The sequence below is a fragment of the Dehalococcoidia bacterium genome (genome assembly GCA_035310145.1).
GTDB lineage: Bacteria > Chloroflexota > Dehalococcoidia > CAUJGQ01 > CAUJGQ01 > CALFMN01.
The window spans coordinates 1-26,718 of sequence record DATGEL010000074.1; the positions used below are offsets into that span (position 1 = coordinate 1).

The 26,718-nt window shown below is 68.8% G+C and carries 21 protein-coding genes and 2 pseudogenes; 16 read left to right on the forward strand and 7 right to left on the reverse strand.

Annotated features, from left to right (window positions below; all coding sequences use genetic code 11):
- Positions 1-248: 248 nt before the first annotated feature.
- The 6 genes from VKV26_13885 to VKV26_13910 all read left to right on the forward strand — a co-directional run bounded on the left by VKV26_13885 (position 249) and on the right by VKV26_13910 (position 6,643).
- Complete coding sequence (locus tag VKV26_13885; GenBank protein HLZ70988.1) at positions 249-605, forward strand: YciI family protein; 357 nt, start codon at positions 249-251, stop codon at positions 603-605.
- Positions 606-691: 86 nt separating this feature from the next.
- Complete coding sequence (locus VKV26_13890; protein ID HLZ70989.1) at positions 692-1,078, forward strand: YciI family protein; 387 nt, start codon at positions 692-694, stop codon at positions 1,076-1,078.
- 122 nt (positions 1,079-1,200) lie between these two features.
- Positions 1,201-2,535 carry a sigma-70 family RNA polymerase sigma factor gene (locus tag VKV26_13895; protein ID HLZ70990.1) on the forward strand — a complete coding sequence of 445 codons (1,335 nt, stop codon included), beginning with the start codon at positions 1,201-1,203 and terminating at the stop codon, positions 2,533-2,535.
- Positions 2,536-2,640: 105 nt separating this feature from the next.
- Complete coding sequence (locus VKV26_13900) at positions 2,641-3,663, forward strand: sugar ABC transporter permease (protein ID HLZ70991.1); 1,023 nt, start codon at positions 2,641-2,643, stop codon at positions 3,661-3,663.
- A gap of 266 nt (positions 3,664-3,929) precedes the next feature.
- Positions 3,930-4,814 carry a carbohydrate ABC transporter permease gene (locus VKV26_13905; protein HLZ70992.1) on the forward strand — a complete coding sequence of 295 codons (885 nt, stop codon included), beginning with the start codon at positions 3,930-3,932 and terminating at the stop codon, positions 4,812-4,814.
- 248 nt (positions 4,815-5,062) lie between these two features.
- The gene (locus VKV26_13910; GenBank protein ID HLZ70993.1) at positions 5,063-6,643 is read left to right on the forward strand and encodes an ABC transporter substrate-binding protein; all 1,581 of its coding nucleotides are present in this window, start codon (positions 5,063-5,065) and stop codon (positions 6,641-6,643) included.
- Positions 6,644-6,857: 214 nt separating this feature from the next.
- Here VKV26_13910 and VKV26_13915 read toward each other — a convergent pair whose 3' ends face one another.
- Positions 6,858-8,303, reverse strand: a complete 1,446-nt coding sequence (locus VKV26_13915; GenBank protein ID HLZ70994.1) for an amidase — start codon at positions 8,301-8,303, stop codon at positions 6,858-6,860.
- Positions 8,304-8,620: 317 nt separating this feature from the next.
- Here VKV26_13915 and VKV26_13920 point away from each other — a divergent pair, with 317 nt between their 5' ends.
- The 3 genes from VKV26_13920 (at position 8,621) to VKV26_13930 (ending at position 11,201) form a co-directional block, all read left to right on the forward strand.
- Complete coding sequence (locus VKV26_13920) at positions 8,621-9,265, forward strand: TetR/AcrR family transcriptional regulator (GenBank protein HLZ70995.1); 645 nt, start codon at positions 8,621-8,623, stop codon at positions 9,263-9,265.
- A 54-nt stretch (positions 9,266-9,319) separates the two neighbouring features.
- Positions 9,320-10,648, forward strand: a complete 1,329-nt coding sequence (locus VKV26_13925) for a cytochrome P450 (protein HLZ70996.1) — start codon at positions 9,320-9,322, stop codon at positions 10,646-10,648.
- 175 nt (positions 10,649-10,823) lie between these two features.
- Complete coding sequence (locus VKV26_13930; GenBank protein HLZ70997.1) at positions 10,824-11,201, forward strand: nuclear transport factor 2 family protein; 378 nt, start codon at positions 10,824-10,826, stop codon at positions 11,199-11,201.
- A gap of 111 nt (positions 11,202-11,312) precedes the next feature.
- Here the strand turns inward: VKV26_13930 and VKV26_13935 are convergent, their stop codons facing one another.
- Complete coding sequence (locus VKV26_13935; protein HLZ70998.1) at positions 11,313-12,347, reverse strand: phosphatase PAP2 family protein; 1,035 nt, start codon at positions 12,345-12,347, stop codon at positions 11,313-11,315.
- A gap of 308 nt (positions 12,348-12,655) precedes the next feature.
- On the opposite strand from VKV26_13935, the gene VKV26_13940 reads away from it, so the two are divergent.
- The 7 genes and pseudogenes from VKV26_13940 (at position 12,656) to fusA (ending at position 20,768) form a co-directional block, all read left to right on the forward strand.
- The gene (locus tag VKV26_13940; protein HLZ70999.1) at positions 12,656-14,509 is read left to right on the forward strand and encodes an ABC transporter substrate-binding protein; all 1,854 of its coding nucleotides are present in this window, start codon (positions 12,656-12,658) and stop codon (positions 14,507-14,509) included.
- A gap of 41 nt (positions 14,510-14,550) precedes the next feature.
- Positions 14,551-15,504 (forward strand): ABC transporter permease, encoded by a 954-nt coding sequence (locus VKV26_13945; GenBank protein HLZ71000.1) that lies wholly within the window; start codon positions 14,551-14,553, stop codon positions 15,502-15,504.
- Between the two features lie 20 nt (positions 15,505-15,524).
- The gene (locus VKV26_13950) at positions 15,525-16,418 is read left to right on the forward strand and encodes an ABC transporter permease (GenBank protein ID HLZ71001.1); all 894 of its coding nucleotides are present in this window, start codon (positions 15,525-15,527) and stop codon (positions 16,416-16,418) included.
- A 669-nt stretch (positions 16,419-17,087) separates the two neighbouring features.
- A complete protein-coding gene (locus VKV26_13955) occupies positions 17,088-17,873 on the forward strand; it encodes a DUF899 family protein (GenBank protein ID HLZ71002.1) in 786 nt (261 codons plus the stop codon).
- Between the two features lie 36 nt (positions 17,874-17,909).
- Positions 17,910-18,071, forward strand: a pseudogene (locus VKV26_13960) (HTH domain-containing protein).
- A 276-nt stretch (positions 18,072-18,347) separates the two neighbouring features.
- Positions 18,348-18,481: pseudogene (locus VKV26_13965) on the forward strand (IS481 family transposase).
- Positions 18,482-18,689: 208 nt separating this feature from the next.
- Positions 18,690-20,768, forward strand: a complete 2,079-nt coding sequence (gene fusA / locus VKV26_13970; GenBank protein ID HLZ71003.1) for an elongation factor G — start codon at positions 18,690-18,692, stop codon at positions 20,766-20,768.
- Positions 20,769-20,935: 167 nt separating this feature from the next.
- On the opposite strand, the gene VKV26_13975 is transcribed toward fusA, so the two are convergent.
- The 5 genes from VKV26_13975 to VKV26_13995 all read right to left on the reverse strand — a co-directional run bounded on the left by VKV26_13975 (position 20,936) and on the right by VKV26_13995 (position 26,682).
- On the reverse strand, positions 20,936-21,538 hold the full coding sequence (locus VKV26_13975; protein ID HLZ71004.1) for a GNAT family protein: 603 nt from the start codon (positions 21,536-21,538) through the stop codon (positions 20,936-20,938).
- Positions 21,535-21,993 (reverse strand): hypothetical protein, encoded by a 459-nt coding sequence (locus tag VKV26_13980; protein HLZ71005.1) that lies wholly within the window; start codon positions 21,991-21,993, stop codon positions 21,535-21,537. The genes VKV26_13975 and VKV26_13980 overlap by 4 nt, the downstream gene beginning before the upstream one ends.
- Positions 21,994-22,199: 206 nt before the next feature.
- On the reverse strand, positions 22,200-23,132 hold the full coding sequence (ribF, locus tag VKV26_13985; protein ID HLZ71006.1) for a riboflavin biosynthesis protein RibF: 933 nt from the start codon (positions 23,130-23,132) through the stop codon (positions 22,200-22,202).
- A 144-nt stretch (positions 23,133-23,276) separates the two neighbouring features.
- Complete coding sequence (locus VKV26_13990; GenBank protein HLZ71007.1) at positions 23,277-25,841, reverse strand: SMC family ATPase; 2,565 nt, start codon at positions 25,839-25,841, stop codon at positions 23,277-23,279.
- Positions 25,842-25,968: 127 nt separating this feature from the next.
- On the reverse strand, positions 25,969-26,682 hold the full coding sequence (locus VKV26_13995; GenBank protein HLZ71008.1) for a hypothetical protein: 714 nt from the start codon (positions 26,680-26,682) through the stop codon (positions 25,969-25,971).
- Positions 26,683-26,718: the final 36 nt, after the last annotated feature.

A 26,718-nucleotide genomic window follows, 5' to 3' on the forward strand; every position in this document is an offset into this window, starting at 1 on the left:
CGGTCGGTTCCAGGGTTTGCGTGCGCGTGCCCGCCGGTCGCCTCGCCATGCGCGCCCTTGCCCTACCTCAGGTGCGAGTGGCGCTTATCGGAACCCGGGCTCGGCGAACCTCTCAAGCCAAGTTTGCCGGCCTAGAAAAAATTGGCCGCTGCTGAGGCCGAATGTTGTCGATCCGGCCCGCCGTCGATCGTCGTTTGGGTGAAGGCGCCACAACGAGCGCGGCGCCGAAGACGAAATGGAGGAAGACCATGCGTTACATGCTGCTGATCTACACGAACGAGGCCAGCGAGCCGCAGCAGGGTACCCCGGAGGCAACGCAGTACTTCCAGGACTACGGAGCCTTCACCGAGGAGGTGAACAAGGCCGGCGTTTTCCAGGCGGGCGATGCGCTGATGCCGGTCGCCACGGCCACGACGGTGCGCGTGCGCAACGGCAAGGCGCTCACCACCGACGGTCCCTTCGCCGAGACCAAGGAACAGCTCGGCGGCTTCTACATGCTCGACTGCAAGGACGTGGACGAGGCGCTCGCCTACGCCGCCAAGATCCCCGGCGCCAGGTACGGCTCCATCGAGGTCCGCCCGATCATGGTGTTCGACAACATGTAGTTGCTCGCGCCGGCCGGCCGCGAAGCGCTGCGGCCGGCCGGCGCGTCTTCGCAGCGCACGCGAGCGATACGCCGGGGGTATCCGATATGCATAGGAGGCGCCAGTACGTCGGCCGGCTTACGCCCACCCGCCCCGACATGCTCGCCACCGGACCGACGCCGCACGAGCTTGCGCTCGTCCGCGAGCACGCGGCACGGCTGCAACGGCTCACCGAAGAGGGCACCGTGGCGCTCGTCGGCCGTACGACGGTCGCGACGGCGGACGCGTGGTTCATCTCGATCTTCTGGGCCGAGTCGGACGAAGCGGCCCAGGCGTTGCTGGACGCCGATCCGTGCGTGGCGGCGGGCGTCATGCGGGCGGAGCTGTCTCCCTTCGAAGTGCTGACGCTGAACGCCGCCAGCGCGGCGCCCAGCCGGCTGCTCGCCGGCGCACAGTTGGAAAAGACTCGCGGCGCCGGAGCAACTGACAGATGACTGTTGCAGCACTCGAACGCCCGTTCGCATATGATCGCAGAGACGATCATGCCCCCGGCGAAACCGCGGCATTGCTCCAGGCCGAGGGCGCTAAAATCTGCACGATCAGCGAGCGAGCGCCAATGGGCGTCACGCAGGACACGATCGAGCGCGTCTTCCGCGAAGAGAGCGGGCGCATCCTCGCCACGCTGATCCGCGTCTTCGGCGACTTCGAGCTCGCCGAGGACGTGCTGCAAGAGGCGTTCGTCACCGCGCTTGACCGCTGGCCGCGCGAGGGCGTGCCGGAGAATCCCGGAGCCTGGCTCACCACCGCCGCCCGCCGTAAGGCGATCGACCGCCTGCGCCGCAAGCGCACGCTGGCCGAGAAGCAGGCGCTGCTGCACGGCCTGGCCGAGCTGGCGCAGAACGCCGACCCCTACGCGGCGCCGGAGGCGCACACCGACCGGCTGCGCCTGATCTTCACCTGCTGCCACCCGGCGCTGGCGCCCGAGGCGCAGGTCGCGCTGACGCTGCGCACGCTCGGCGGCCTGACCACGCCCGAGATCGCGCGGGCGTTTCTCGTGCCCGAGCCCACGCTCGCGCAACGGCTCGTGCGCGCCAGGCAGAAGATCCGCGACGCCGGCATCCCCTACCGCGTGCCGCCGAACGACGCGCTGCCGGAACGGCTGCAGGCCGTGCTCGCGGTGCTCTACCTCATCTTCAACGAGGGCTACAGCGCCAGCGTGGGCGAAGCGCTGATCCGTCAGGGCCTCTGCCGCGAGGCGATCCGGCTGGCGCGGATGCTGGTGGCGCTTTTGCCGCGGGAGCCGGAGGCGCTCGCACTGCTGGCGCTGATGCTGCTGCACGATTCGCGCCGCGGCACGCGCACCGGAGCGCACGGAGAGCTGGTGCCGCTGGAGGAGCAAGATCGCGGGTGCTGGGACCGTGCTGCAATCGCCGAAGGTCTGGCCGTGCTCGATCGCGCCCTCGCGCTGCTGGCCGGCGATCAAGCGACCGGCGCCGAGGCGACGCCGCAGGGACGGCGAGCGAAGGGCAACCGCTCGCGCTCCACGCCGGCCGCGCCCCGGCCGCGCTACTACCTGACGCAGGCGGCGATCGCGGCGCTGCACGCGCAGGCGGCCTCGCCGGCGGAAACGGACTGGCCGCAGATCGTGGGGCTCTACCGCGGCCTGCTGCGCGACCACGACTCTCCCGTGCTGCGGCTCAATCACGCCGCGGCGGTGGCGATGGCGCAGGGGCCGGTTGCGGGGCTGGCGTTGCTGGCCGCGCCCGCGCTGCGCGAGCCGCTGATCGGCTACCACCTGTACCACGCCGCCCGCGCGGACCTGCTGCGCCGCGCCGGCCGCCGCGCCGAGGCCGCCGCCGCCTACCGGCAGGCCCATGCCCTCTGCGCCAACGCCGTGGAACGCCGCTACCTGCAGCGGCGGCTGACGGAGGTCGCCGGGCAGCCTGCATAGGCGCGTAGCCCGCGCTAACATCGGCGTGCTGGAAGCACCCCGAAGGCCATGCTAGACTGCGCCCACATTGACCCGCCCGCGCCGGCGGGCGCCGCGGGAGCGGGCATGGCGGCTGCCTTCGGATCGGCGAAGACGCGCCTGGCGGCGCGGCCCGGTGCGCCGCGTCGCCTCGACCGGCGCAAGCTGCGCAACACGGCCGTCGCCCTGCTTTTCCTGGCGCCGGCGCTGCTGATCACCGGCGTCTTCCACTTCTTCCCCGTCTTCTACGCGTTCTGGATCAGCCTGCGCAACTGGAAGATCGCCGACCTGGGCATGGTCTGGCTGCGCAACTACAACGAGGCGCTGCACAGCCACGCCTTCTGGCAGTCGCTCGGCGTCACCGTCTACTTCGCGCTTGGCACGGTGCCGGTGACGATGGCGCTCGCCTGCCTGATCGCCTACCTGCTCTACCAGAAGGTGCGCTGGCTCGGCCTGCTGCGTACGCTCTACTTCCTGCCCTACGTCACCAGCACCGTGGCCGCGGCCAGCGTCTGGCTGTGGATCTTCAACCCGCGCGCCGGCATCGCCAATACGCTGATCGGCCACGTCGGTATCGGCAACCAGCGCTGGACGCAGGAGCCGCGGGGCATCCTGCAACTGCTGGGCAACGCGGCGCATATCAGTGTGCCCGGCCTGGTGCAGGGACCGAGCCTGGCGCTGTGCGCGATCATCATCATGACGATCTGGCACCAGCTTGGCTTCCAGGTCGTCATCTTCCTCGTCGGCCTCGGCAACATCCCCGGCGAAACCTACGAGGCGGCGCGCATCGACGGCGCCAGCGAGCGCCAGGTGTTCTGGAAGATCACGCTGCCGCAGCTGGCGCCGATCTTCTTCTTCCTCAGCGTGATCTCGACGATCGCCGCCTTTCAGGCCTTCAACGAGATCTTCATCATCTCCAGCAACTCGAACGTGGGCGGCGCCGGCGGACCGCTGGGCACCACGCAGACGGTGATGGTCAACGTCTACAACCAATTCCAGTCGGCGCACCGCCTGGGCTACGGCTCGGCGGTCGCCTTCATTCTCTTCGCGATCATCATGGGGCTGACGCTGGTGCAGTCCCGGCTGGGCGGGCGGTACGCGAGGGCGTAGGGCGATAGGGAACAGGGAACAGGGAATAGAGGGCGGAGGGCGCAGGAATGCAGGCGGGGTTGGGGTCGCGGGCTCGATTGGTCGGCGTCGGCGAGCGCATGGGCGGTTCGCTTCGGGAGCGCGTCGCGTTGCGCCCGGCTACGACTGCCCCGGATAACCCAACTCGGCCACGGAACACTTCACGCTGGATCGCCCCTCTCCCTCTCTCCAGAATTGGGAGAGGGAGAGGGGCCACAGAAACGAAGTGAGGATGAGGGCCGCGCGTCGTGAGTGACCTCGCACTCGGCAGACAGCGGACCGGCGCGGCGGCGGGAGAGCGCGGCCTGACGGCGGCGCGCCTGCTGCGCCGCGCGCTGCTCTACCTCGTGCTGATCGCGGGCGCGGTGTTCGCCGCCTTTCCCTTCCTCTGGATGCTGCTCACCTCGTTCAAGACGCGCAGCGAGGCGCTGCGCGACCCGCCGACCTTTCTGCCCTCCGTCTGGCACTTCAGCAACTATGCTGCCGCCTGGCACGCGGCGCCGTTCGCGCGCTACTTCGTCAATACGTTCTTCATCTGCTTCTGCGTCGTGGCCGGTGTTGTGATCACCAGCACGCTCGCGGCCTACGCCTTCTCGCGCATCGACTTCTACTTCCGCAACGTGCTCTTTATCCTGTTCCTCGCCACGCTCATGATCCCGTTCGAGACGATCATCATTCCCAACTTCATCATCGTGAAGAAGCTGCACATGCTGAACACGTACTGGGCGCTGATCGTGCCCTGGGCATCGAGCGTGTTCAGCATCTTCCTGTTGCGCCAGTTCTTCGACCAGTTGCCGCAGGACCTGTACGACTCGGCCGCGCTGGACGGCGCCGGCCACCTGCGCACGCTGCTCAGCATCGCGCTGCCGCTCTCCAAGGGGGCGCTGGCCGCGGTGATGCTCTTCGCCTTCCTCGGCTCGTGGAACAGCCTGCTCTGGCCGCTGATCGTCACCAACAGCGAGAGCCTGCGGCCGGTCCAGCTCGGCCTCTCCGTCTTCATCAGCTCCGATTCGACCGAGCCGGCGCTGCTGATGGCGGCCTCGGCCTTCACGATCGCGCCGATCGTCGTGCTCTACTTCTTCGCGCAGCGGCAGTTCATGGAGGGTTTCGCCTCGTCTGGCCTGAAGGGCTGAAGCGGGGCCGACGGGACGTTGAGGCAGCGGCGCGAATCGGGCACGCTTTGATATGAACGGATGTGAGGCGATTCGATCGCCTGGCTCGACGCCCGGCGCGGGCGGAGGAGGGAGCGGCAGAGGGAACGCAAGCACACGTCGATCCTTGCCCGCCCCGGCTCGGGGCGGTTCGGCCTGAATGGACGGCCGCCTGCGCTGCGCCGAAGCAACACCGGCGCCGCGCGGCGAACACCGCGCAGGAGTGCGTGATGCATCGAAGATTCGGCACCGGCAGCCATCGCCTGCTGACGCCGCTGCTGCTGGGCGTGGCGCTGACGCTGGGGCTGGCCTGCAGCTCCAGCAACAACAACAGCAACAAGAGCAGCGGCGCCGCCACGGCCACGAAGGCCGCCGCCTCTGCCCCCGCGGGGACCATCGCCCCGGCAAGCGGCGCCGTGAGCGCCACCGCGCCCGCCTCTGCCGCGGCGGGCAGCAGCGCCACGGCAGCAAGCAGCAGTCCGGCGGCGGGCGGCTCACCCACTACCGGCGGCAACGTGACGGTGACGCCCGGCGTGGTCGCGGCGGACAAGGCGCTGGCCGCGGCGGCGGGCAGCGGCAGCGCGATCGACAACGTCACGATCAGCAAGCCCGTGACGATCACGTTCTGGCACACACAGCCGCTGGACGGCCCCAACGGCAAGAAGCTGACCTCGCTGATCCAGGACTTCCAGACGAAGAACCCGAACATCCAGATCGACGCGCAGTACGTCGGCAACTACAACGACCTCTTCCAGAAGCTGGAGACGGCGATCGCCGGGGGCCAGGCGCCGGATATGGCCGTGGCCTATCCCAACCAGGTGGCCGAGTACCAGCAGGCCAACGTGATCATCCCGCTCGACGACTACGTGAAGAGCCAGAAGTACGGCCTGCCCAAAGACGATTACGCCGACATCCTGCAAGCCTACCGCTACGACAACTTCTATCCTGCCAACGACAACAAGCTGCTCTCCTTCCCCTTCACCAAGAGCATCGAGCTGATGTACTACAACGCCGACGCGCTCAAGGCCGCGGGAGTGGACGTGCCGCAGACCTGGGACGACTTTCTCAAGGCGGCGAAGGCGGTGGCCAAGGGCGACATGAAGGGCTACGCGATCGGCGTCGAGCCCTCGCTGTTTGCCAACATGATCTTCTCCCGCGGCGGCCAGGAGATCAGCGACGACCAGAAGAAGTGGGTCTTCAACAACCAGCAGGGCGTCGATTCGCTGGCCTTCTTTCAGCAGATCATCAAGGACGGCTCGGGCTACCAGGTGGCCAAGCAGTTCGCCGATCAGACCGATTTCGGCAACGCCAAGGCCGCCTTCGCCTTCAGCACCAGCGCCGGCCTGCCCTACTACCAGCAGGAAGTGCAGAACGACGGCAAGGGCTTCGCCTGGAACGTGGCCGCGCCGCCGCACGCCGCCGGCCAGCCGACCGCGGCCGTGATCAACGGCGCCGACATCACCATGTTCAAGAGCAGCCCGGAGAAGCAGCTCGCCGCCTGGCTGTTCATGAAGTACTTCTCCAGCAAAGAGGTGAACCCCGACTGGAGCATCGCCTCCGGCTACCTGCCGATCCGCACGTCGGGGCTGACCGATCCGCGCGTGCAGGCGCAGGTGCAGAAGCTGCCGCAGTACGCGATCGCCCTGCAGGTGCAGCAGTACGGTCGCTCCGAGCCGGCGGTGCGCAGCTACCAGACCACGCGCAACCACATCAGCGACGCGATCGTGGCCGCGCTCTCCGACGCGAACAAGAGCGCGAAGCAACTGCTGGACGACGCCGTGAAGCAAAGCAACGATGATGCGGCGAAGTAGGGTAAGCGCCCCTCACTCCCATACACCGCGATTCGGGGTATCCGCCTCGTGCAAGAGCGTATGGGAGAGAGGGGCTCCGCGATGAACCGTGCTCCGATGGGCATAGCCTGACCCGGCAGGCCGCGAAGGGCGCCCACCACGCGCTCACAAGCCACGGCCAACCCGACGCCGCGCGTGACGCCCGACTCCGGATCGCCCCTCTCCTTCTCCCGTTCTATGGAGAAGGAGAGGGGACAGGGGTGAGGATGAGGCTCGGCCGCCGCGTGTGCCACTCGGTCGCCTGCTCGTACGCGTGGGCGACGCGCAGCACCGTCGCCTCGTCCCAGCGGCGGCCGGCGATCTGCAGGCCGATCGGCAGGCCGGCGGCGGTGAAGCCGCAGGGCAACGAGACGGCGGGCTGGCCCGTCACGTTGAAGGGGATCGTGTTCGTCGTCAGCACGCTGCGGGCCAGCACCTCCTTGCCATCCAGCACGATCGTCTGGTTGGGGTTGATGCTCGGCGCTGCGATGCGCGTGGCAGGCAGGACCAGCGCCGCCCGCTCCGCCAGCAAGGCGGCCGCCTCGCGCATCGCCGCCGACTGGTGGCGAAAGGCGGCCACCAGGTCGTCGGCGGAGAGCTCGGCGCGCTCGTTCAGCCGGGTGAAGACATCCTTGCCGTAGTCGCCCGGCCGTTCGCGCAGCCACGCCTTGTGCACGTGCCGAGCCTCGCTGTAGAGGATGTTGTAGCCCGGCTCCCAGCTCGCCCACAGCGCCGGCGCCTGCACGTCCTCGACGACCGCGCCCAACTCGCGCAGCACCTCCAGCGCCGCCTCGAACGCCAGCGCCACGTCCGGCTCCAGCGCCTCGCAGAAGCCAGCGCGCGGCACGCCCAGCCGCAGCCCGCGCACGCTCACGTTCAGATCCGCGCGGTAATCCTGCAGCGGCACGGGCGGCGTCAGCGTGTCCTGCACGTCCGGGCCGGCGAGGGCCTTGAGCACGATCGCTGCGTCTTCCACCGTGTGCGTGAGCGGGCCGGCATGGTCCAGCGACCAGCTCAGCGGAAAGATGCCCGCGGTGCTGATGCGGCCGTGCGTCGGCTTCAGTCCCACCGTGCCGCAGAGCGAGGCCGGGATGCGGATGCTGCCGCCCGTGTCCGAGCCCATCGCGATCGGCGCGAGGTCGGCCGCGATCGCCGCACCGGAGCCGCCGCTGGAGCCGCCGGGAATCTGCTCGAGCCCCCAGGGGTTGCGCGTGGCGCCCCAGTGCGGGTTGTTGGTCGTGACACCGAAGGCGAACTCGTGCGTGTTCAGCTTGCCGAGCAGCACGGCGCCGGCCTGGTGAAACAGCGCGGTGGTCGTCGCGTCGGCGTCGGGCACGCGCTCGGCCAGGATCTTCGAGCCGGCGGCGGTGCGGACGCCGGCCGTGTCGTAGATGTCTTTGAGCGCGAAGGGCACACCATGCAGCGGGCCGCGGTACTCACCGGCGAGGATCTGCTGCTCCGCCGCCCGCGCGGCGGCCAGCGCCTGTTCGGCGGTCAGAGTCACGTAGGCGTTGATCGTCGGGTTGAGCCGTGCGATGCGGTCGAGATAGGCGCGCGTCAGCTCGACGGGCGAGAGGCTGCGCCGCTCGATCTGCGCGGCGGCCTCGGCGACGGTCATGGTGGTCAGCTCGCTGGTCTGCATGGCGCACCTCTTGTTCGAGGGAATAGGGAACAGGGAACAGTATAGGCGGTGGCCGGCGGGCGCCTATTCCTCCCTCGCGCACGCGCTCGGATTTCCCTGCCCGACACGGGAAGGGTGGCTCAAGGACTACCGGTCCGCCGCGAATCGCACCGTTCCGCATGACACACGCGATGGCACACGCTACGACACGCGAGGGGAAGGGAGACGCGGCGCTGTTGAGTCAACGCGGAGTTAGGCGCTCCGCTTGACAACCGTCGCCACCGCGTGTGATAAAGAATGAGTATTCGCTTTGTTTCCATCGGATCGGGTCCGACTTCATGCCGCGCGTCAGCCCCGAACACCTCGCCGCCCGCCGCCGCCAGATCCTGGCCGCCGCCGGCGCCTGCTTCGCCCGCAGGGGCTTTCACCAGGCGACGATGCAGGACATCTGCGACGAAGCCGGGCTCAGCCCCGGCGCCATCTATCGCTACTTCGCCAGCAAGATCGAGCTGATCGCCGCGCTCTGCGACATGAACCTGCAGCGCCATGCCGACCTGATCGGCGCGGCGGCGCAGGGCCGGGACTTCACCGCCCTCGCCGACGAGGTGATCGCCGCCTACTTCGGCCTCGGCGGCGAGATCGAGCAGGGCGACGCGGATGCGTTCGACCTCGAGCTGATCGCAGAGGCCGGCCGCAACCCCGAGATCGGCGCGATCTGGCGGCGCTGCTTCGCCGGTCTGCGAGAAGTCTTCGCCGGCCTCGTGGCCGCGGCGCAGCAGCGCGGTGAGATCGCGGCGGAGCTTGACCCCGAGGCCGTGGCCACGATGGCGATCTCCTTTTACTACGGGCTGCTCATTCAGAAGTCGCTGGACCCCGCGATCGACACGCCACCGTACATCGCCGTGATGAAGGCGCTGCTGAACGGCGCCTTCCGCCCGGGCCCCGTGCCTGCGCTTCCCGCTGAAGCGGCGGCGCGCCGCTGACCGCAGTGCGGCCCGCGCCGGTTATCAGCAGTCATCAGACGAGGAGCACCAGTCATGCCGTTGCCCGAGTTCGCCACCAACGCCGTCCGCAGCGTCGCCATCCGCGGCATGCTGCTCAAAGAGCGGCTGCAGAGCGGCGTCGCCTTCAATCCGCTCGCCGCCGAGCTGCGCGAGAACCCGTATCCGACCTATGCGCGGCTGCGCACGAAGGATCCCGTGCACCGCAGCGTGCTGATGCAGTGCTGGGTGCTGACGCGCCAGGCCGACGTGATGGCGGTGATGCGCGACCCCCGCTTCGCCGCCGACCGCAGCAAGGGCACCACCGCGCAGCAGTTCATCGGCGACGACATGGGGCCGTACAACCGCTGGCTGGCGAACTCGTTGCTCTCGCTCGATCCGCCGGACCACACACGGCTGCGGGCGCTGGCGAGCAAGGCGTTCACGCCCCGCGCCGTCGAGCAGATGCGGCCGCGCATCGCCCAGATCGTGGACGGGCTGCTCGACGCCGTGCAGGCGCAGGGCCACATGGACCTGATCCGCGACCTCGCCTATCCGCTGCCGGTGATCGTGATCGCCGAGATGCTGGGTGTGCCGGCCGAGGACCGGCCGAAGTTCAAGGCCTGGTCCGATGCGCTGGGCGAGGGGCTGGAGCCGCTGCTCACGCCCGAGCAGCTCAGTGCCGCGGACGCGGCCGTGCTTGAGCTGTCCGACTACTTCCGTGCGATCATCCGCGAGCGGGCGCGCCAGCCGCAGGACGACCTGATCAGCGCGTTAGTCCAGGCGCACGAAGGCTCGGACAAGATGAACGAGGACGAGCTGTACGCGATGTGCATCCTGCTGCTCGCCGCGGGCAACGAGACGACGACCAACCTGATCGGCAACGGCATGCTGGCGCTGCTGCGCAACCCGCGGCAAATGGCGCGGCTGCAGCGCGCTCCCGCCATGATCGAGAACGCGGTCGAGGAGCTGCTGCGCTACGACAGCCCCGTGCAAATGAGCGGCCGCGTCGCCATGGAAGACGTGACGATCGGCGGCCAGCCGATCAAGCAGGGCGAGTTCGTGGCGGTGATCTTCGGCGCCGCCAACCGCGACCCGGACGCGTTCGAGCAGCCGGAACGACTGGACCTGGGCCGCGGCAATATCCGCCATCTCTCCTTCGGCCAGGGCATCCACTACTGCCTGGGCGCGCCGCTGGCCCGCGTGGAGGGCCAGATCGCGATCGCCGAACTGCTGCGCCGCATGCCGGGGCTGCGTCTCGGCGGCCGGCCGCGCTGGCGCTCGACGATCCTGCTGCGCGGCCTGCAGACACTGCCGGTGACCTTCGCCGCGCAGCCGCATGGCGCCGGCAGTACGACGTCGGAGCCGGTGGCCGTCGCCACGTAGGCGGCGCGGCACAGCGCCCGTTCAACACTCAGAGGAGCCTTCGGGAGCGCGGCCGCCGCTCGCCGATTACCTGCCAGGTAATCGCCGGCATCGGCGTGCGCGCCGAACATGAGACATGAGCGATGAACGGTTCATCCTCATTCATGTTCATGCTGCATCCCGAAGGAGTCATCCCGTGAGCACTTCCAACGAGCTGGTCGTCAGCTACCTCGCCGCCTGGAACGAGCGCGACCCGCGGCAGCGCCGCGATTTGGTCGCCAAGACCTGGACGGAGAAGGGCACCTATGTCGACGCCCACCGTCGCGGCGACGGCGTCGACGGCATCGACGCGATGATCGGCGCCGCCCAGGCGCAGTTCCCCGGCTACACCCTGCACCTGGTGAGCGGCATCGAAGCGCAGAACGGCTACGTGCGCTTCAGCTGGGCGGGGGGCGGCGTGCCGGAAGCCCCGCTCTATCTCGGCGGCACCGACTTCGCCATCGTCGGCGATGACGGCCGCTTCGCGTCGGTGGCCGGCTTCGTCGACGCCGCGCCGGCGCCCGCGGACCGCTGACGCGGCGATCGAGTCCGGCGTTCGAAACACCGGCAGGCAGCGCCCGTCGCTCAGCGCAGCGGCGGGCGCTTTCCCGCGGCTCAGCGGGCGCGTGACAGCGGTCGTGGGCAGTCAGTCGGCCGCGGCGTTTGCCGCCTGTTCATCGGCGACCGGCGCCGGCACGGGCCGCGGCGCTGCAGCCTGCTTCTCCTGCCAGCGCAGCCAGACGATGACGAAGGCGGCGAGCGCGAAGGCCCAGCCCACCAGCATGTCGATCACGTAGTGGTCGCCGGTGTAGAGCACGGTCGTCGCCATCGCCAGCGGGTAGGCCAGCGCGATCCAGGCCCAGCGCGGCCGCAGCGACCAGAGCACGAGACCGACCAGCATGGAGAAGGCCGCGTGCATGCTGGGCATCGCCGCCACGGGGTCGGGCTGGAAGGTGCCGGTGAGAATGCCCACCGGGTTGCCGATCCCTTTCCAGTGCACGAGGCTGAGCACCGGCGCGACGTGCGGAATGCGGCCCAGGTCGCTCGCCCACCAGGGCGGCGCCATCGGATAGAGCAGGTAGATCGTGAAGCCGGCGTACATCAGCACCAAATAGGCGCGCACGAAGCGCACGTACAGCGGCCGGCGCCAGTGCCAGAAGAGATAGGCCAGCACCAGCGGCACGACGAAGTGCAGCAGGTAGAGCGCCGAGGCGGCGTAGTCGTACCACTGCAACTGCCCGCCCTTCCACAGCGCCGCCTGCAGGCGCGTGGTCGGCAGCTCGCCGCCGCCGAGCCAGCGGTCCACGGTGATGGGGAAGCCGACGTGGGCGCGCTGCTGCAGGCCCGGCGTGAGGCCGGGCAGGGCGAGATAGCCGATCGTCAGCACGAGGAACGGGGTCCAGTCGCGCAGGAAGCGGATGCCGCGCGCCGTGACCACGGCGAAGCCCAGCAGGCCGACGGTGATCAGGTCCGGCGCCGCAGGCCACTGGTCGGAGCCGAGGAAGAAGACCAGCAGGAAGATCAGCACGTAGCCGACCTGCACGGCCAGCACCAGGCGGCTGTGCTGCTCCTGCGCGCCGACGTAGCGCGCCATCAGCCGGCGCCAGCGCTGGGGCAGGGGAAGGCGGAAGCGGCCGACGGTCTCTCGTACGGAAACGGAAGCGCGGGCCATGTCAGGCATGGTCGCACACCGCGTGCGATCGTGCACCCCTCGTCACGGCCAGCCCATCGCTGATCTTTGCGCTTTCCGTCACAAGTCCCGACATTCGTTGCGATTTGGTGACGCTTCCAGTATGTTCGCAGCGGATACGGCACTTGACAGCCCTGCGAACTGCGCGTAAACCCCGTGGCAAGGGCCGTGATCGGGTGTGCGCGCCGGGCAGGATCGCCGGCGCGGCGTATACCGCTTTGAGATCGTCAGGTCGGGCAGTACAGGCGCGCGGGGACGGCTCGGGCCGCTCGGACGCGCCGGAGGAGAGGGCAGAGACGATGGGTCAGGAGGGCCATTCCGGCTACTGGTCGCGCGTGACGGCCTCACGCCGCGCGGCACTGGCGGGTATGGGCGCGTTGGGCGCCGGGGCGCTGCTCGCGGCCTGCGGCGGCAACAGCAAGAACAACAACACCGCGAAGACGACGAACGGCGCCGCGCCGGCCTCGGCCGGCTCCGGCAGCGCGGCCGCGACCTCGGCGCCTTCCGGCGCCAACCAGGCGCCGCCGAAGGACCCCTCCAAGCTCACGCTCGAGCAGATGCGCACGACGTACGCCGGCTCGCTGCTGAAAGATCTGCCCGCCCAGAAGAACGGGCCGGTGGCCGGCGGCACGCTGCACTTCGAGGGCCAGACGCCGGTGACCTGGGATCCAACCAGCCCGGCCGGCTCGCTGCTCTCGTCCTTCATGTTCGCCAACAACCAGTTGGTGCAGTTCGCGATCAACGACTTCGTGAAGAACCCGAACTTCATGGAGGTCGAGCCGGTGCTGGCCGAGGCGATGCCCGAGCAGCCCGACCCGCAGACCTTCGTCTTTCACCTGCGCAAGGGCGTCAAGTTCCAGAACGTGGCGCCGGTGAACGGCCGCGAGTTCAAGGCCGACGACGTGATCTACTGCACGCAGGCCTACCAGAAAGCGCCGGCGCAGACGCCGACCTTTCAGGACCTCGACAGCGTGCAGGCGGTGGACGATTACACCGTCTCCTTCAAGATGAAGCAGCCCGCCGCCTACTTCGTCGGCGCCTACGCCATCCCCTTCCACTGGGTCTTCTCCAAAGAGCAGCACCAGGGCCCCGACGGCCTGGCGAAGCTGCCGATCGGCACCGGCGCCTTCTTGTTCGAGTCCGCGCAGAACCTCGGCGGCTACAAGTTCAAGAAGAATCCGGACTACTTCCGCAAGGATCCACGCACCAACAAGCCGTTGCCGTATCTGGACGCGATCGAGGCCTCGTACTTCGCCGACCCGGCGCAGCAGATTGCCGCCTTCCGCTCGGGCCAGTTCGAGCATGTCTGGCCGCAGACCTTCACCGACTGGGTCAACGTAATCAAGTCCAACCCCGACTCGGTCACCCAGGTGACGACGCCGCCGCCCAGCTTCCAGCCGTTCATCGCCATGCGCCTCGACAAGCCGCCGCTCAGCGACGTGCGCGTACGCCGCGCCCTTTCGCTCTTGATCGACCGCGACCAGATCATCTCAAGCCTCACCAACGGCATGGCCGGCTACGGCTACGGCCAGGACTGGACTTACTTCGGCCAGGAGTGGCCCTGGGAGGCGAAGCAACTCGGCCAGTGGAACAGCAAGGCCGACCCGCAGCAGGCAAAGCAACTGCTCGACGCCGCCGGCGCCAAGGATCTGCAGTTCGACTTCTTGATGACCCAGTTCGCCGGCCTCAACTACAACGTGTGGAACGCGATCGCCGGCATGTGGACGGCGGCCGGGATCAAGACCAACATCAACGCCCCGCGCGATCCGTCGCAATGGCAGAAGGAGTACTACGGCGGCACGTACAACCACCTGGCCGGCACCGGCCTGATCGGCCCCGGCTGGGATCCGGACGCCTTCGCCTACCACGCGCTCTACTCGAAGTCGCCGCGCAACTACTTCCACGTCAACGACCCGCAGGTCGACGACTGGGCGGTGAAGCAGCGGCAGACGATGGACAAAGAGGCGCGCAAGAAGATCCTGATGGACCTGATGAACTACGACCTGGACCAGGTCACGCGGCTGTGGACGATCACGCCCTACAAGATCAATCTGCGCAAGCCGAACCTGTTCAACCTCGTGGACACGGAGGCTGCCTGGAACCCGCTCGGCTGGGGCTCCTGCGGCATCGATTTGGCCTGGCGCTCGAGCTAGCCGGGCCGTCGTTCTCCTTGCCGGCTTGATAAGGATGGGCGATGCGCACCTACGCGCTGCGGCGGCTGGGCGCGGCCGCGATCGTGATCGTGCTGGTCAGCGTGGCCGTGTTCGTGATGATGCACCTGCTGCCCGGCGACGCGCTGATCGCCAAGCTGGGCGACACGGGCCGTATTCCCCAGGACAAGATGGCCGAGCTGCGCCACGAGATGGGCATCGACCAGCCGCTGCCGGTGCAGTACGCGCACTGGGTGGGGCACATCTTCGACGGCAGCATGGGCACCTCGCTGATCTTCGACGGGCAGAAGGTGAGCAGCCGCATCGGCGACGCGTTGCCGATCACGCTGGAGCTGGGCGTGCTCGGCATGGCGGCGGCGCTCGTGCTCGGCGTGCCGCTCGGCATCCTCAGCGCGGTCTACCAGGACAAGCCGCTCGACTATCTGGTGCGGGTGGTCTCCTTCGTCGGGCTGTCCCTGCCGAGCTTCTGGATCGGGCTGATGATCATCGTCTACGGCACGCTCTACCTCGGCTACCAGCCGCCGCGCGGCTACGTCGGCCTGCTGCACGATCCGGCGGCGAACCTGAAACTGATGTGGATCCCGGCCCTCGTGCTGGGCTACGGCCTTTCCGCCAGCATCATGCGCATGACGCGCTCGACGGTGCTGGAGGCGCAGCGCGAGGATTACACCCGCACGGCGCGGGCGAAGGGGCTGGCGGGGCACGTCGTGGTCAGCCGCCACGTGCTGCGCAACGCCCTGATTCCCGTCGTCACGCTGGTCGGCAACCAGGCGGCCTTCATCTTCAGCGGGGCGCTGATTCTCGAGGTGCTGTTCGTGCTGCCGGGCATGGGCCAGCTCACCTACACCGCGATCCTGCAGCGCGATTACACGCAGGTGGAGGGCTGCGCCCTCGTCGCCGGCGCGATCGTCGTGCTGATCAACCTGCTGATCGATCTCTCGTACGGCGTGATCGACCCGCGCATCCGCTACGCCTGACGGCAGAAGGAACGCCAGCGATGGCCGTCATCGCCGAAGAACTCGCACGTGGACAGCGCGCCGCGCCGCCGCGGCCGCTCGGCGCGCTGCTGGGGTTCGTGCGGTGCGAGCCGGTGGCCGCGGGTGCGGCGCTCGTGTTGCTGCTGATCTGCCTCGTGGCGCTGCTGGCGCCGCTCATTGCGCCCTACGGGCCGAACACGGTCTTCCTGCGCGACCGGCTGGTGCACCCCGGCGGCCGCCACCTGCTCGGCGCCGACGAGCTCGGCCGCGACGTGCTGACGCGCGTGATCTACGGCGCCCGCGTCTCGCTGACGGCGGGGCTGGGCGCCACGGCGCTGGGCGTGGGCTTCGGCGTGCTGTTCGGCGTGATCAGCGGCTATGCCGGCGGCCTCGTGGACCAGATCGTCCAGCGCTGCATGGACGCGATCATGGCGCTGCCGCCGATCATCCTCTTGATGGTGCTGGCGACGACGCTGAGCCCGAACCTGCGCAACGTGATCATCGCCATCGCCGTGTTCGTGACGCCCGGCTCGGCGCGGATCGTACGCGGCGCCGTGCTCAGCGTAAAGGCGATGACCTACGTGGAGGCGGCGCAGGCGCTGGGCGTGAGTCCCGTGCGCGTGGTCTGGCGGCACGTGCTGCCCAACGTCGTGGCGCCGGTAATCGTGATCGCCTCGATCACGGTCGGCTCGGTGATCATTATCGAGGCGGCGCTGGGCTTCCTGGGGCTGAGCGTGCACGAGCCGACGGCGACCTGGGGCAACATGCTGAACACGGGGGCGCAGGCGTACATGGAGCAGGCGCCCTGGCTGGCGCTGGCGCCCGGCATCGCCATCGCCGTTACGGTCTTCGCCATCAACCTCTTCGGCGACGGCCTGCGCGACGCCCTGGATCCGCGGCTGCGCGGGCGCTAGCTGTATCGACCGGGGACAGTGATTGAGGTCCGCAAGTTCCGTTCGGCGACCAGGCTGCAAAGGGTGGGCCAAACCGCGAGGTCTTCGCAAAACTCCGACACTCTGTTGTCGCAACCGCTCGCGAGGCTGGTTGGTATGACGAGTACAACGCCTCTACATGACCCGACCTCCTCGTTGGTCGAGGGATGGACCGCACTGTGGAAGGGTGACCTGAGCCAGGCGGCCACCATCTGCGCCGAGCAGGTCATCGTCCACTTACAGATGGTTTAAAAACCGGCATTCTGGTGGTCATGCACGCGCAGCACACGACGATCGAGCCGGTTTTGAAACCATGTCTTAGGCGGTCCTGCCATCGCCGAGGCCGGCGACCACTTGATGGATGCCAGCGGCCTTGCCGACCTCATCGGCGCCTTCCGATCGACGCGACCTGGGCTCACCTATCGGGTAGTCGAAGCCCAGACCGCGGCGCAGTGGGGCTACTGCGTCTGGGACGCCGGCAGGGGCGACCTCAACGACAGACGGATCGACACGTTCCGGTTCATCCGTGGACGCATCAGCCACGTCTACAATCACGTCTACAATGAGACCTACACAAGTGTTCTGAACCCGGTCGACACCGACGGCGTGCCGCGGTCGTCTGGCCGGGCGCCCTCACAAGGAGAATCGAGCATGTCCGACCTGTCTAGCCCCGACATCGTTGACCGCGTCGCCTGGCAGCGGAAGATCGACGAGCTCCGCCTCCGCGAGAAGGCCCACACCCACGAAGCCGACGCGATCGCCGCCGCCCGACGCCGGCTGCCGATGGTCGAGGTCGACGCCTCGACCCCGGTTGTCGGCGCACACGGAGAGGTGCCGCTGATCGACGTCTTCGAGGGCAGGAGTCAGCTCTTCGCGTCGTACATGATGTGGTACGACGGCGCGAGCGCCGCCCACCAGTGCGAGGGCTGCACCATGAACATCGGCCACGTGCTGGAGCTGGGCTACCTGCACTCGCGAGACGTGACCTTCGCGGTGCTGTGCCAGGGGCCGTTCGACGAGAGTAACCGGTACCGGGAGTTCATGGGGTGGGAGATGCCCTGGTACTCGGTGCCTTCAACATCGGTCGATGCGCTCATCGCCGGCCGGCATTTCGGGATGCGGGTCTGCTACCTGCACGACGATGACCGGGTCTTCGAGACATACTGGACCACCGGCCGCGGCTGCGAGCTGATGGGCAGTTCCTACGCGATGCTCGATATGACCGTCTACGGCCGCCAGGAGGCGTGGGAGGACTCCCCCGAAGGCTGGCCGCAACGGTTCTTCAACACCACGTCCGCTCAGATGCGTACCGACGACGACGGCCGCGCCGTCAATCGGCCCGACGGGCGGCCCATCTCGCAGTGGTCGCGGCTGGCCGCGGGCCGCTCCGACGACCTCGGCACCGCCGGTGTCACCCCGGCGGACCACCGCCACTGAGCGCCTCCGAGCCGCACTTTGACGAGCGCGCCGACGATGGCTGCTTTCGTCAAAGTTCGCCGCGGACTGCCAGTCAGTCTTCGCTGCACCTCGACATCAGCCCTGACTGAGCGGTTCGGGGTGAGCAGCCGCACCATCGAGCGTGATCTCCGCTCGCTGCAAGACGCAGGCGTGCCTCTCTATGCGACGGCGGGTCGACGAGGCGGCTACGCCATCCTTCCCGGCTTTGCGCGTCCACCGGTCCGACTCAGCGCTCAGGAGGCAGCCGCCTGCCTTGCGGCTCTGGCGCTCATGGATCGATCGCCCTACGCGACGCATGCGCGAACCGCGGCCGACAAGCCGGTGGCCGGCCTGCCGGCGGCTGTCTATAGTGCAATGCCGGTCGACGCGGTCATGTCTCTCCAGTCGCCACAGGCTGCCACAACCGGCGCGTGGATCGATGCGCTTCACGAGCACCACCTCCTAGCACTTACCTACCTCTCAGAGACCCACGCCGTGGCGCACTCGAAGGCTGACGGCACCACTCCAACCACCATCGATCCTACACCGCCTGCGCCAACCACCCGCCCTCCATGCGATTGACCAATGCCCCCGATCAGTACAGCTAGCTCAGGCAGCCCTGGCGCCGCGGACTGCGACGCGCGGCGCTGCCAGGCATTCACTGCTGCCCTAAGTCGGCCGCTCCTGTATGATCGGGGCCATCGCCGGTGGCAGTGCAGCGCGGCCAAACCGCCGCAGCGCCGCGGCTCCGCCGTGCGCTCAGCAACGCCCGAACGCTCACCCAAACACGTAAAGGAAGAGAGGGTCTGGCCGGTTATGAAGGAGTACGACACCCGTTCCATTCGCAACGTCGCCATCGTCGGCCACGGTGGAACGGGAAAGACCTCGCTCGCCGAGGCCATGCTGTTCGAGGCGGGGGCGATCAACCGGCTCGGGCGGGTCGAAGACGGCAACACCGCCTCCGACTTCGACCCCGACGAGCTGAAGCGCAAGATGAGCGTCAACACGTCGATCCTGCCCTGCGAGTGGAAGGAGATGAAGGTCAACATCCTCGACACGCCGGGTTACGCGGACTTCGTGGGCGAGGCGAAGGCCGGCGTCCGCGCCGCCGACGCCGTGCTGATCGCCGTCGACGCCTCTTCCGGCGTGCAGGTCGGCACCGAATCGGCCTGGGGCTACGCCGAGGAGTCGGGCAGTCCGCGCGCCTTCGTCGTCAACCGCATCGACCGCGAGAACGCGGACTTCTTCGCCGCGCTGACGCAGATGCAGGCGGCGTTCGGCAACAAGGTGGTGGCGCTGCAACTGCCGATCGGCGCCCACGAGAGCTTCGCCGGCGTGATCGACCTGGTCTCGATGAAGGCCTACATGGGCGAGAAAGCGACGGAGAGCGCCATCCCCGGCGACCTCGAAGCGACAGCGGCCGAGCACCGCGAGAAGCTGGTGGAGGCCGTGGCCGAGGCCGACGACGAGCTGATCTCCAGGTACCTCGAAGGCGAGGAGCTTTCTGAGGACGAGGTGCGCCGCGCCCTGCGCACGGCAATCATCCAGGGCGTGGCGGCGCCGGTGATGGTCGGCTCGGCCGCGCGCAACGTCGGCATCGCCGCGGTGCTGGACGAGATCGTCGCCAACTTCCCCTCGCCCTTCGACGTGCCCTCGCCCAGGGCGCACAAGCCCGACGCCGGCGAAGAGGAGCTGAAGGACGACCCGGCCGGCCCGCTCGCCGCGCTGGTCTTCAAGACTACGGCCGACCCGTTCGTCGGCAAGCTGACCTACTTCCGCGTCTACTCCGGCACGCTTCACAGCAACAGCGAGGTCTGGAACGCCAACCGCAACCACGCCGAGCGCGTGGGCCAGCTCTTCCACGTGCGCGGCAAGACGCAGGAGCCGGTGGCGCAGATCGTCGCCGGCGACATCGCCGCGGTGGCGAAACTGGCTGAAACGGCCACCAACGACACCCTCTGCAGCAAGGACCATCCGCTAAACGTTTCGCCGATCGCGCTGCCGGCGCCCGTGCACCGCATGGCCGTCTTCCCTAAGACGAAATCCGACGCGGACAAGGTGGGCCACGCGCTGCAGCGGCTGGCGGAGGAGGACCCCACGCTGCGCATCGAGCGCGACGCCGAGACGCACGAGATGATCGTCGCCGGCCTGGGCGAGTCGCACATCGAGGTCGCGGCGGAGAAGATGCAGCGCAAGTTCAACGTCGGCGTTGAAGTGAAGCTGCCGCGCGTGCCCTACCGCGAGACGGTGACGCAGCCGACGACGGCGCACTACCGGCACAAGAAGCAGACCGGCGGCGCCGGTCAGTTCGGCGAGGTGGACATCGAGATCGAGCCGCTGCCGCGCGGCTCCGGCTTCGAGTTCACGGAGCGCATCGTGGGCGGCACGGTGCCGCGCGAGTTCTGGAGCCCGACCGAGAAGGGCGTGCGCGAGGCGCTGAGCGGCGGCGTGATCGCCGGCTATCCGGTGGTGGACGTGCGCGTGACGCTGGTGGACGGCAAGACGCACCCGGTGGACTCGAAGGCGGTGGCGTTCGAGATCGCCGGCTCGCAGGCCGTGAAGGAGGGCGTGCCGAAGGCGCACCCGATCCTGATCGAGCCGATCATGGATCTGAAGATCACCGTGCCCGACACCTACACCGGCGACGTGATCAGCGACCTGAACACGAAGCGGGCGCGCACGCAGGGCATGTCGCCGGCGGGCAAGGGGCTGACGCTGATCGAGGCGCAGGCGCCGCAGGCCGAACTGCAACGCTACGCCACGGATCTGCGCTCGATCACGCAGGGCCGCGGCACCTTCACCGCAAGCTTCAGCCACTACGAAGAGGTGCCGCACAACGTCGCGCAGAAGGTGATCGACGAGCACAAGCGCGAGGTAGAGAGCAAGACGGCGTAGCGAGGCGGGGTGGCCCTCATCCTCACCTCGTTTCTGTGGCCCCTCTCCTTCTCCCAATACTGGAGAGAAGGAGAGGGGCGATCGGGCGTAGAGCGATCCGGGTAGACGTCGGGTTGCGCGGTGCGCCGCTACAACATCCGGCTAACCCGACGTCCTCGCGGTTCGCTTTACGCCCGATCGCCCCTTCCTCCCAATCCTGGGAGAAAGGGGACGGGGGATTGAGGGCCGAGCGCGTGATATTCGTGCTCCAGCACGCTCATGCGCAGATCGCTGTACCAGTGCCCGTCGATCAGCACGGTTTCGCGCTCAAAGCCTTCCTCCACGAAGCCGCACTTCCGGTAGCAGGCGATCGCGCGGGCGTTGTATTCCAGCACGCGCAGATCGATGCGGTGCAGCTGCAACGCCTCGAAAGCGTGGCCCAGCACCAGCCGCGTCGCCTCCGTGCCCAACCCCTGGCTCCAGAGCGCCGGGTCGAAGATGCCGATCGCAAAGCGGGCGTTGCGATCGTGCTCGTCCAGGGAGTGCAGGAAGGTGTTGCCCACACAGCGGCCCTGCGCTTCTATCACCCAGGCAAGCGGGTCGCGGGCGAAGCGCCGGTACCACAGATCGACCTCGGCCTCGGTCATGGCGACGGGCGTGGCAGCGGCGCCGCCGAACATGCGCACCGACTCCGGGTCGCGGCCGCAGGCCAGGCGATCGGCTTTGTCTCGCGGGCGCGCGGGCCGCAGGGTCACGCGCCCGCCGCGCAGCACCGGCGCCCTCGCGCTCACTGTTCCCGGTTCCCGGTTTCCGGTTCCCGCGCCCAGAGCGTCTCGTAGCCCTCGCCGGTGATCGCGAACTGCACCTGCTGGCGCTCCGTGCGGCGCAACTCGGCGAACGCCGCCTGGCAGCGCCCGCGCAGCGCTTCGCCGCCGATCGTCGCCATGCGGTCCTCGATCATCTTGGTCACGCCCAGCCGTTCCAGCGAGTCGACGAACTTCGGCCAGGGGATCAGCGTCATCGAGTCCGGGCGGGGGAAGCGCGGCCGCAGCTTGCGCAGGCTGCGCATCCGTTCCTCCACGGACTGCACCATCGGCGTGACGATCACCAGCGGCCCATCGCTGCCATTGGTGCGCGTGTCGAGCAGCAACGTCCGGCGCAGAAAGGGGAAGAAGAAGCCGACGACCTGCGTTTCGTCCAGGTGCTTGCGCACCTCGGCGATGTCGAGCTGAAAGTCCGAGTCCATGATCCAGCCCTTCGAGCCGCGGCAGTGAGCGCGGCAGTGAGCGCGGCAGTGAGCAATGAGCAGCGGGCAGTTCTCGGGGAAGATCTGCCCGGCCGCACGGCGCCGACGACGCGCGGTGTGTGTACGCGTTCTCGGTCTATTCTATGCGTCGAACGCGCGCCCGCAGCCCCGTCTACCGCGAACCTTCGCGCCCGCGAGGCCGCCGCTCAGCCGCAGACCGCGACGGCGCGGGTGGCGGCGACATCCTTCGCGATCTGGTCGATCAGCGCTTGTATCCCGTCGAACTTCACCTCGCCGCGCAGCCGCTGCACGAACTCCAGGCGCAGCTGGTGGCCGTAGATATCGCCCTCAAAATCCAGCAGGTGCGCTTCGATCGTCGGGGCGCCGTTGTCGAAGGTCGGCCGGCGGCCGATGTTCACCGCCGCCGCGAAGTTGCCTTCGTCGACGAAGGCACAGGCGGCGAACACGCCGAAACCGGGCAAGGCTCGGTCGGGCGCGATCGCCATGTTCGCCGTGGGAAACCCGATCGTGCGGCCGCGCTCGGCGCCGCGCACGATCGGCCCGCGCAGCGAGAAGCGCCGGCCAAGCAGATAATTGACGCGGGCGACATCACCCGCCGCCAGCGCCTCGCGTACATCGGAGGAACCCAGCTTATGGCCGTCCTCGCTCTCCACCGGCGCAAACTCGACCTCGACACCCTTCGCCGCGCCGATCTCGAGCAAACGCTCGCCCGCGCCCTCACGCCCGCGGCCGAGCGCCGAGTCCGGCCCGATCAGCAGGAAGCGCAGATCAAGCTCATCGACCATGAGCTGCACGAACTCGTCCGCGCCCGTCTGCGAGACCTCGCTGCTGAAGGTGACCGGCGCCACGATGTCCACGCCCAGCGCCGCCAGCAGCTCCATCCGCTCTTCCAGGCTCGTGAGATAGGTGACCTCAGTGCCCGGCCGCACGACGGTGAGCGGGTGCGGATGCAGGGTGATCACGCCCGTGGCCAGGCCGCGCGCCGCGGCGCGCTCTTCGAGCAGGTGAATCAGGAACTGGTGGCCACGGTGCACGCCGTCGAAGGTGCCGAGCGTGAAGGCGCTGGGCCGGCCCGGCGCTGCCCGGCGAAGCTCTTCTCGCAGCAACCGGGTGGCCATCAGTTCTCCCCCAGAGCGCACGGCCCGCAGACCAATACGGGAGGGTGCGACCCTCCCGCCGTGCGTTTCAGAACAGCGCGATCGTAGCACCGGACCCGCGGGCGATCAACGCGGCGTCCGGCGAGGCCATACCGCCGGCCCCGGCTACATCACGCGGGCGATCGAGCCTTCCGGCGTCTTTTCGACGTGGATCTGCTGCTCGAACTGGTCCTTCAGCTCGTCGATGTGCGTGATCACAATCATGCACTCGAAGTCGCTGGAGACGGCGCTCATCGCCTCGATCAGCCGTTCGCGGCCGGCAGCATCCTGCGTACCGAAACCTTCGTCCACGATCAGCGTCGGAATCTGGGCGCCGGCGCGGTGGGCCAGCAGCTTCGACAAGGCGATGCGCAGCGCCAGGTTGATGCGGAACGCCTCGCCGCCGCTGAACAGCTCGTAGGCGCGCGTGCCCAGCTCGTCGGAGATGGTCACGTCCAGCGTCTCGGCCACGGTGCCCTTCTGCGTGGCGCGCTGCGTGCTGAGCGCCACGCTCATGCGGCCGTTGGTCATGCGCGCCAGCAGGCGGTTCGCCTCGCCCTCGATCTCCGGCAGCACCGAGTCGATGATCAGCGCCTGCACGCCGCGCCTGCCGAAGGCAACGGCCAGGTCTTCGTAGATCTGCTCCTTGCCGCGGGCGGCGGCCAGCTCGGCCTGCGCTCCCGTCTGCAGCCGCTGGGTGACGGCACAGTCTTCCAGCTTTTGCTCCGCGGCGCCGAGCGCTTGCCGGGTGCGCCGCTCCTGGCCCTCCAGGGCGCCGATCTGCTCGGCCAGCCGCTGCAACTGCGGGCGTGGATCGGGCTGAGCGCCGAGCTGCTCAGCGAGCCGGTCGCAGTTCGCGCGGGCGACGTCGCGCCGCTCACTCCACTCGGCCAGTTCGCGCGCGGCCCGGCCGGCGGCCTCACGCGCGGCCCGTTCCGTCTCCTCGGCGCGTTGCAGGCGCAGGTGTTCTTCCTCGGCGGCGGCAAGCCGCCGCACTTCGGCCGTGGCATGGTCGTGCGCCACGCGGTCGTAACCGGTCCTGGCGATCGTCGACCGCGCCTGTTCGAGCTGACGGCGTGGCTCGGCGGCGAAGGCGCTGCGTGTGAGCTGATGGGTCAGTTCGACCAGCTCGCGTTCGATCTCGGGCAGCGCCGCCATGGCTTCGGCGGCATCGCGATCGAGGCGGTCGAGCTCGGCGGCGCGGCGCTCGACCGTTTGCCGCCGCCGGCCGGAGTCGGCCTCGACGCGGTTCACCTCGCCCTTCAGCGCGGCGATGCGGTGCTCGGCTTCGTCGCGGCGCGGCGTGTTGTGACGGTAGCGTTCGGCGAGGGCTCTCCCCTCGACTTCGTATTCGTCGCGCACACGGGCTTTGCCCTCTTCGCCGAGCTCGGTGCGGCAGACCGGACAGCGTGCACCGCCGAGTTCGAGCTCGGTTTGCTTGCGCTTGAGCTCCTTCATGTCCGCCAGCAGGCGATCGTTTTCGACCTTGAGCTGGCCGGCGGTGTTGCTCTGCTCTTCCAGTTCCAGCCGCGCCTCGCGCAACCGCCGCTCCAGCAGGTCGAGCTCGTCGCGCGCCGCCGTCAGCGCCGTGCGCTCGTTCTCCGCCTCGTGCACACGGGCGACGATCGCGCGCTGACGCTTCGCCTCCGTCTCTTGCTGCACGGCGCGGGCGGTCAGCGCCTGCTCCTCGCGCTCGATCTGGCGGCGGGCGGCTTCCTCATCGCGCTGCAGGGCCGAGACGGCGCGCAGCCGTTGCGACTGCTCCGCTTCGTGCTCGCGGGCGGCGCGCAGCGCGGCGTAGTCCGATCGGATCGTGGCCGCCCGCGCGAGCAGGGCGGCGAGGCCGTCCAGCGTTGCGCACTGCCGCGCCAGCTCGGCGCCGGCGCGCGCGACGTGCTGCTCCGCCGTGTCGCGCTCCTTCGCGGCGCTTTCGGCCTGCGCCCGCAGCAGCTGCACGGCCTTCTCCGCCTCGCGCAGCGCCGTCTGCAACTCGCGCTGCTGCGCCAGGTCCGCTTCGATCGCCGTCAGCTCGGCCTGCATCTCGTCGCGCTCGCGGCGGTGCTCCGGCTCGCGCGCCAGCACGCCGGCGTACTGTTCGAGCAGCACGTCGAGGCGGCGCGCCTCCGCCTCCCAGCGGCGGCGCTCGTCGCGCGCCTTCACCTCGTAGCCGTCGTAGGCGCTCAGGCCGAGGATCTCGGCCAGCACTTTCTTGCGATCGTTGGGCGGCTTGATCGTGAACTCGTCGGCGCGGCCCTGCATCAGGAAGGCGCTGTTCCGGAAGGTCTCATAGTCCAGCCGCACGGCGTCGATGATCTGCTGCTGCGTCTCGCGCACGCTGGCGCCGGAGAGCGGCTTCCATGCCTCGCCGGAGAGCACCTGGAACTCGAGCAGCGTGCGGCCGGGGCTGCTGGCCGTGCCCTTGCGCCGCTTGCGCAGCGCCCGGTAGCGCGCGTCGCCCACGCGGAAGTCGAACTCCACCTCCATGTCGACGTGGCCGAGGTGAATCAGCTCGTCGTCCGACTTGCCGCGCGCCTGGCCCCACACGGCCCACGTAATCGCGTCAAGCAGCGCCGACTTGCCATGGCCGTTCTCGCCGCTGAGACAGGCCATGCTGATGCCCGTGAAGTCGAGCGGCGGGCAGTTCTCACGGTAACAAAGGAAGTTGTGCAGGCGCAGGCGGAGTGGCACCACGGCGGACGACACCTCGGGCGGGACGGCTGAGGGCTGGTTCGACCCCGTGCCGCCCGCACCGCCATTGTAGCGGCAGGCGGCAGCACGGGACGAACCAGCCCTCAGGAGCGCGCCGGGGTGCGCGGCTTTATGTCGTCACACCGGCAGTTGCCGTCTCTTCGGTCTCGCCGCAGCCGCCGCACTCGAACCAGCGGCGCAGCGCGGTGTTGCGGCGCAGGCGGTCGAAAATCGCGTGGCGGGTGCGGTAGACATCCTCCACGGTCGGAAAGAGGTCGGGCCGGGCCGCCTGGATCTCGGCCGATTTCAGCTCGCGCTCGTAGGCGAGCTGCACCAGCACGCGGTCGGCCTCGGAGTGCAGCGACGCCTGTACCCGCCGCCAGAAGTCGTGCCAGTCCGGCTCGGAGCCACACTCGACCGCCAGCAACCGTTCCGCCTGTTCCGGTTCGAGATCGCTGGCGAAGCGCGCCGCGCAGGCCGCCTTGCGTTTGGCGTCGATCACGACGCTGGTGGCGCAGAGCATCAGGTACTTCAGCACGGCACGGATATCTTTGGCGCGGCAGAGGCGGTCGACCGTGAACGCGTGCCAGAACTTCAGCCAGGCCGCGGCACACAGATCTTCCAGTTCGGCCGGAGGTGCGCCGGCGCGGCGGCACCAGGCGGCGACCTGGCAGTTGTAGATCGTGTACAGCGCCTCCCAGGCGATTTCATCGCGCGCGATGACGGCACGCCGCACGAGCTCGTTGGCATAGCCGTCGTCGTGCGCCTGGCCGCGGTGATAGCGGTCGTGCTGCATGCGGCAGTGCCAGGCGAGCTCCTGCACCGGCAACATTGCGAGGGACATTGCCGCGATCATCTCGAACCCTCCGCCGGCCGACAC

Coding starts and splice junctions, on each gene's coding strand:
- ribF (HLZ71006.1), bottom strand. CDS start 23,132: ATGGCCACCCGGTTGCTGCGAGAAGAGCTTCGCCGGGCAGCGCCGGGC.
- VKV26_13945 (HLZ71000.1), top strand. CDS start 14,551: ATGCGCACCTACGCGCTGCGGCGGCTGGGCGCGGCCGCGATCGTGATC.
- VKV26_13955 (HLZ71002.1), top strand. CDS start 17,088: ATGTCCGACCTGTCTAGCCCCGACATCGTTGACCGCGTCGCCTGGCAG.
- VKV26_13885 (HLZ70988.1), top strand. CDS start 249: ATGCGTTACATGCTGCTGATCTACACGAACGAGGCCAGCGAGCCGCAG.
- VKV26_13895 (HLZ70990.1), top strand. CDS start 1,201: ATGGGCGTCACGCAGGACACGATCGAGCGCGTCTTCCGCGAAGAGAGC.
- VKV26_13920 (HLZ70995.1), top strand. CDS start 8,621: ATGCCGCGCGTCAGCCCCGAACACCTCGCCGCCCGCCGCCGCCAGATC.
- VKV26_13950 (HLZ71001.1), top strand. CDS start 15,525: ATGGCCGTCATCGCCGAAGAACTCGCACGTGGACAGCGCGCCGCGCCG.
- VKV26_13890 (HLZ70989.1), top strand. CDS start 692: ATGCATAGGAGGCGCCAGTACGTCGGCCGGCTTACGCCCACCCGCCCC.
- VKV26_13935 (HLZ70998.1), bottom strand. CDS start 12,347: ATGCCTGACATGGCCCGCGCTTCCGTTTCCGTACGAGAGACCGTCGGC.
- fusA (HLZ71003.1), top strand. CDS start 18,690: ATGAAGGAGTACGACACCCGTTCCATTCGCAACGTCGCCATCGTCGGC.
- VKV26_13995 (HLZ71008.1), bottom strand. CDS start 26,682: ATGTCCCTCGCAATGTTGCCGGTGCAGGAGCTCGCCTGGCACTGCCGC.
- VKV26_13900 (HLZ70991.1), top strand. CDS start 2,641: ATGGCGGCTGCCTTCGGATCGGCGAAGACGCGCCTGGCGGCGCGGCCC.
- VKV26_13925 (HLZ70996.1), top strand. CDS start 9,320: ATGCCGTTGCCCGAGTTCGCCACCAACGCCGTCCGCAGCGTCGCCATC.
- VKV26_13940 (HLZ70999.1), top strand. CDS start 12,656: ATGGGTCAGGAGGGCCATTCCGGCTACTGGTCGCGCGTGACGGCCTCA.
- VKV26_13915 (HLZ70994.1), bottom strand. CDS start 8,303: ATGCAGACCAGCGAGCTGACCACCATGACCGTCGCCGAGGCCGCCGCG.
- VKV26_13910 (HLZ70993.1), top strand. CDS start 5,063: ATGCATCGAAGATTCGGCACCGGCAGCCATCGCCTGCTGACGCCGCTG.
- VKV26_13980 (HLZ71005.1), bottom strand. CDS start 21,993: ATGGACTCGGACTTTCAGCTCGACATCGCCGAGGTGCGCAAGCACCTG.